Genomic DNA, 5,417 nt, shown 5'->3' with positions numbered 1-5,417 from the left:
TTCAATCAGCAGACTGACTACGAGCATCCGACACGTTACTGAAGTTCAGACGTGTGCTCTTCCTAGCGTCGGGCGAGACTTCGCCGAATACGGTCACGCACAGGTTCAGCGGGCCGCTCGTCGTGTCGCCGCCGATCAGCTCGCAACCGTAGCGCTCGGCGAGCGCGAACAGCCCGTTGCTGAACGCTTCCAGCCACGCGGCGTCAGCCCGCGGCAGCGCGCACGCGAGCGTGAACGCGCGCGGCTCGGCGCCCATCGCCGCGAGGTCGGACAGGTTGACCGCGAGCGTCTTGTGGCCGAGCGCGTCGGGCGCGACGTCGGGGAAGAAGTGGCGGCCTTCCACCAGCATGTCGGTCGAAATAGCCAGCAATTTCCCGGATCGGGGCGTGATCAACGCGCAATCGTCGCCGATGCCGAGTGTCGACGCGCGTGCGCCCTGCGCGGCGCGGCGCGTGAAGAAGCGTTCGATCAGCGAAAACTCGGAGAGGGCGGCTGGCACGGCGGATGGATCCGAAACGATGGAAGGAACGGCATTGTACGAGGCGAACGGCGGCGTTCCTGCACCGTTCAGTACAATTTTGTCGCGGCTGTTGCACCCGAATCGCCGGTCTGGCGGCCGATGATTGGCGCTACAATGCCGTCGAAGAGTTATTCTAATCCGCCCGCCAAGAGACACATGTCTACCCAAGCCTCCTCCAAAGCCAAGCTCCGCGAAGCCGCGCTCGACTATCACGAATTCCCGACCCCCGGGAAAATCGCGATCGCCCCGACCAAGCAGATGATCAACCAGCGCGACCTCGCGCTCGCGTACTCGCCGGGTGTGGCGTACGCGTGCGAAGAGATCGTCGAGAATCCGCTCAACGCGGCACGCTTCACCGCGCGCAGCAACCTGGTCGGCGTCGTCACGAACGGTACGGCGGTGCTCGGTCTGGGCAACATCGGCCCGCTCGCGTCGAAGCCGGTGATGGAAGGCAAGGCCGTGCTGTTCAAGAAGTTCGCGGGCATCGACGTGTTCGACATCGAGCTGAACGAGTCGGACCCGCACAAGCTCGTCGACGTGATCGCCGCGCTGGAGCCGACTTTCGGCGGGATCAACCTGGAAGACATCAAGGCGCCGGACTGCTTCATCGTCGAGCGCGAAGCGCGCAAGCGGATGAAGATTCCGGTGTTCCACGACGACCAGCACGGCACCGCGATCGTGGTGGCCGCGGCCGTCACGAACGGGCTGAAGGTCGTCAACAAGGACATCAAGAAGGTCAAGCTCGTCGCGTCCGGCGCGGGCGCGGCCGCGCTCGCGTGTCTCGACCTGCTGGTCGACATCGGCCTGCCGATCGAGAACATCATCGTGACCGACCTGGCCGGCGTGGTCTACAAGGGCCGCACCGAGCTGATGGACCCGGACAAGGAGCGTTTCGCCCGCGAAACGGAAGCCCGGACGCTGGCCGAAGTGATCGACGGCGCGGACATCTTCCTCGGCCTGTCGGCTGCCGGCGTGCTGAAGCAGGAGATGGTGAAGGGCATGGCCGAGCGCCCGCTGATCCTCGCGCTCGCGAACCCGACGCCGGAAATCCTGCCGGAACTCGCGCTCGAAGTGCGCCCGGATGCGGTGCTGGCCACGGGCCGCACCGATTACCCGAACCAGGTCAACAACGTCCTGTGCTTCCCGTTCATCTTCCGCGGCGCGCTCGACGTCGGCGCGACGACGATCACGCGTGAAATGGAGATCGCGGCCGTCAATGCGATCGCCGAGCTCGCGCAGCACGAGCAGAGCGACATCGTCGCGACTGCGTACGGCATCCAGGATCTGTCGTTCGGGCCCGAATACCTGATTCCGAAGCCGTTCGATCCGCGCCTGATCGTGAAGATCGCACCGGCCGTCGCGCAGGCCGCGATGGACGGCGGCGTCGCGACGCGCCCGATCGAGGACATGGAGGCGTACCGCGTCCATTTGCAGCAGTTCGTGTACCACAGCGGCACGACGATGAAGCCGATCTTCCAGATCGCGCGCGCCGCGCCGGAAGAGAAGAAGCGCGTTGTGTTCGCGGAAGGCGAAGAAGAGCGCGTGTTGCGCGCCGTTCAGATCATCGTCGACGAAAAGCTCGCGAAGCCGATCCTGATCGGCCGCCCGTCGGTGATCGAGCACCGTATCCAGCGCTACGGCCTGCGCCTGACGCCGGGCACCGACTTCACGGTCGTCAACACCGAGCACGACGAGCGCTACCGCGACTTCTGGCAGACGTACTACAAGATGATGGCGCGCAAGGGCATCAGCGAGCAGCTCGCGCGGGTCGAGATGCGCCGCCGCACGACGCTGATCGGCTCGATGCTGGTGAAGAAGGGCGAAGCGGACGGGATGATCTGCGGCACGATCAGCACCACGCACCGCCACCTGCACTTCATCGACCAGGTGATCGGCAAGCGCCCGGGCTGCAGCGTGTACGCGGCGATGAACGGCCTCGTGCTGCCGGGCCGCCAGATTTTCCTCGTCGACACGCACGTGAACGTCGATCCGACCCCGGAAGAGCTGGCCGAGATCACGGTCATGGCTGCGGAAGAAGTGCGCCGCTTCGGCATCGAGCCGAAGGTCGCGCTGCTGTCGCACTCGAATTTCGGCACGAGCAACGCACCTTCGGCGAAGAAGATGCGCGATACGCTCGCGATCCTGCAGGAACGCGCGCCGGAGTTGAAGGTGGACGGCGAGATGCACGGCGATGTCGCGCTCGACGCAGCGCTGCGCAAGGAAATCCTGCCGGAATCGACGCTGGAAGGCGAAGCGAACCTGCTGATCCTGCCGAACATCGACGCCGCGAACATCGCGTACAACCTGCTGAAGACGGCCGCGGGCAACAACATCGCGATCGGGCCGATCCTGCTGGGCGCTGCGCAGCCGGTGCACGTGCTGACCGAATCGGCGACCGTTCGCCGCATCGTCAACATGGCGGCGCTGCTGGTCGCCGACGTGAACGCCACGCGCTGAGCCAAAACGAACGCGCCAGGCCGGTCGAACCGGTGTGGCGCGTCGGGCGAAATTGTAAACAAAAGCAAAAAAGAGGCGTGCCCGCAATGGGCACGCCGCGGGCAGGGCGCAAACGCGCTTCCCTCAAGCAACATCAGCATCTCTCTCCACTCAGCGTAGCCGGCGTGGCAAGGAGGCAGAGTCTTGCCATGCCAGAGATGCCGTTCGCATTTTATCCTATGTAAGATAAATGTAGTGAGATTTCGGTAAAAAATGCGCAATTCCGGGTATCACTGGCCTTTCGATTCCCAAACGGACATTGATTCGCGCGGCCAATAACGCTACGCTAACGCCTTTGTTGGTCGTCAACTACTTGATTTAACAGCGGGAACCCTGGTTCATGGCACGCAAGTGGCTCCGCAACGGCGCGCTCGCGTCCGTCTTCGCGATGTTCGCGATGGGTATCGTCGGCACGCCGACGGGCAGTCTGGTTTCCGCCGCTTACGCACGGGAGGCCGTTCCGGCCGACGTGGCGGCGAGCGGGCTCGATACGATTCCGACCGCACGTCTTCCGCGCGAGGCTGTGACCACGCTAGGCCTGATTGGCGCCGGCGGTCCGTATCCGTACGAGAAAGACGGCGTCGTGTTTGGCAACCGCGAGCGGATCCTGCCAAAAGCGAAGCGCGGCTACTACCATGAGTACACGGTGCCGACGCCGCGTGCCCGCAATCGCGGCGCGCGCCGGATCGTCTGTGGCGGGCCATTGCGCCGGATCGACAACTGTTATTACACGGGCGACCACTACAACAGTTTTAAACGTATTGTTGAATGACTTCGGGACGAATGGCATGAGCGACTCCATCTACGCGCACGAAACGGCGGCGGCGGAACTGTTCGCGGCCGGCGACGGCAATCTGTTTCAGCGCGTGATCCAACTGCACGCGGCGGCGCAGGCTGGCGGCACGCCGGAGCAACAGGAAGCCGAGTCCGGGCTTTCATCGAACGAGGAGCCTATGAGCCTTTTCACGACCGTGCGACCCAATCTCGTGCAGTCGATCCGCGCGTTCCGCGTGCAGGATCTTGCCGACGAAGCCGGCCGGCTCGGCCAGCATTTCCTGTATGCGTTTTGCGGCGCCGCGCAGTCGAAGCAGGAAGTGATGGAAACGATCGCGACGTCATTCCTGTTCCCGAAGCATTTCGGGAAGAACTACGACGCGCTGTACGACTCGCTGACCGACCTCGTCGCGAAGGCCGGCGCGCAGCCCGGTTTCGTGATCGTCCTCGATGGGCTGCCGATCGCGCAGAAGTTCGACAAGGAAGGGCGCGAGACGCTGCTCGACGTGTTCCGCGAAGCGGCCGAATTCTGGGCCGAGCGCAAGGTCGCGTTCCGCGTGTTCTACTCGTTCGCGTAAGCGCACATCGGCCAGCGGCCGATCCGGCGAATACCCGTCAAAAGCCCGCCTCGAGCGGGCTTTTTTGCGTCCGCGCGACGCGCGCAGACCAGCGCGGCACTGCGCTTCCTGACATCGGCCTTTCATCAGGCACCTTTTTTCGAGACAATCTCGGTCGACCCGGCTGCGGCAGCCGCCGCATCGGGTGTGTACAACAAACCGTCGAGAGAGGGCTGTCTTCCCATGAATATTTCCCGTTCCGCACGCGCTGTCGTGCTGTCCCTGCTGATCGCGGCGGGCACCGCGCATGCGGCGCCGCTTACGCCCGAGCAGACCGTCGACCTCTACATCGGTGCACTCGTCAACGGCGACGTGTCGAAAGCCCGCGAATTCAACGATGCGGTGCGCGCGAGCTACAGCGGCAAGGACGCGCTCAACGTCGACGTTCTGTCGACGTTTGGCGAATCGATGCGCAAGGACATGGCGGAAGACTTGCTGGCGCCGATGCCGCCGAAGGCGAGTGCCGCATTGCGTCCGTCGGTCGAGAGCATGGCCGCGGCCTATCAGCGTGCGATCAATCGCTCGGAGTGCAAGGCAACCGGGTCGTCGCAACGACCGAACTCGGCGCTCGAGGGCAAGACGATCGCGACGGTTGAGTTCGCGTGCCGGGTACCGGATGTGGGGCCCGGCGCGAAGGCACTGGAGGCGAAGCTCGGCAACGGCCGCCTGAAGAATGATGCGGCCCGGATTGTCGCGTTCAATGCGATCTTCTCCGGCATGGCGAAGGTGCTGGACGCGGCGCCGGTAACGCATCCGGTGACCGGCAAGATCGATGTCTACAGTCTGGACGGCGGTTGGACGACCGGCAGCCCCCAGGACGTGCTGACGCCGGTGCTCGATGCGTTGTCGGAAGCGATGCCGCATGGCTCGTCGAGCGGCAAGTAAATTGCGATAGACCGCCGCGTCGCAACGCGCGGTATTCCGGTGGGGATGCCGGCGGCGTATCGCGCAGCGGCAGGGTGGCGTGCGGTCAAGGCGTGTCGCGCCGTCTTGCGGCGGCGCGACGCCCA

General features: G+C 64.5%; 4 protein-coding genes and 1 pseudogene. 4 read left to right on the top strand and 1 reads right to left on the bottom strand.

Annotation, left to right across the window (positions count from 1 at the left end):
* Nucleotides 1-64 precede the first annotated feature (64 nt).
* Nucleotides 65-499, bottom strand: a pseudogene (locus G3N93_RS33705) (AIR synthase related protein); the annotation flags it as partial.
* 135 nt (nucleotides 500-634) lie between these two features.
* On the opposite strand from G3N93_RS33705, the gene G3N93_RS33700 reads away from it, so the two are divergent.
* The 4 genes from G3N93_RS33700 (at nucleotide 635) to G3N93_RS33685 (ending at nucleotide 5,292) form a co-directional block, all read left to right on the top strand.
* A complete protein-coding gene (locus tag G3N93_RS33700) occupies nucleotides 635-2,977 on the top strand; it encodes an NADP-dependent malic enzyme (protein ID WP_277396589.1) in 2,343 nt (780 codons plus the stop codon).
* A gap of 379 nt (nucleotides 2,978-3,356) precedes the next feature.
* Entirely contained in the window at nucleotides 3,357-3,788 is a 432-nt protein-coding gene (locus G3N93_RS33695) for a ribonuclease domain-containing protein (protein WP_031398890.1), read from the top strand.
* Between the two features lie 16 nt (nucleotides 3,789-3,804).
* A complete protein-coding gene (locus G3N93_RS33690) occupies nucleotides 3,805-4,368 on the top strand; it encodes a barstar family protein (protein WP_174939118.1) in 564 nt (187 codons plus the stop codon).
* Nucleotides 4,369-4,590: 222 nt separating this feature from the next.
* The gene (locus G3N93_RS33685) at nucleotides 4,591-5,292 is read left to right on the top strand and encodes a hypothetical protein (protein ID WP_206134910.1); all 702 of its coding nucleotides are present in this window, start codon (nucleotides 4,591-4,593) and stop codon (nucleotides 5,290-5,292) included.
* Nucleotides 5,293-5,417 lie beyond the last annotated feature (125 nt).

Origin of the sequence: Burkholderia sp. Se-20378 (assembly GCF_017104665.1) — a bacterium.
In the GTDB taxonomy this organism is placed as follows: Bacteria; Pseudomonadota; Gammaproteobacteria; order Burkholderiales; family Burkholderiaceae; genus Burkholderia; species Burkholderia lata.
The sequence above is the reverse complement of the archived record's forward strand: the minus strand, read 5'-3'. Positions and strand labels throughout refer to the sequence as shown.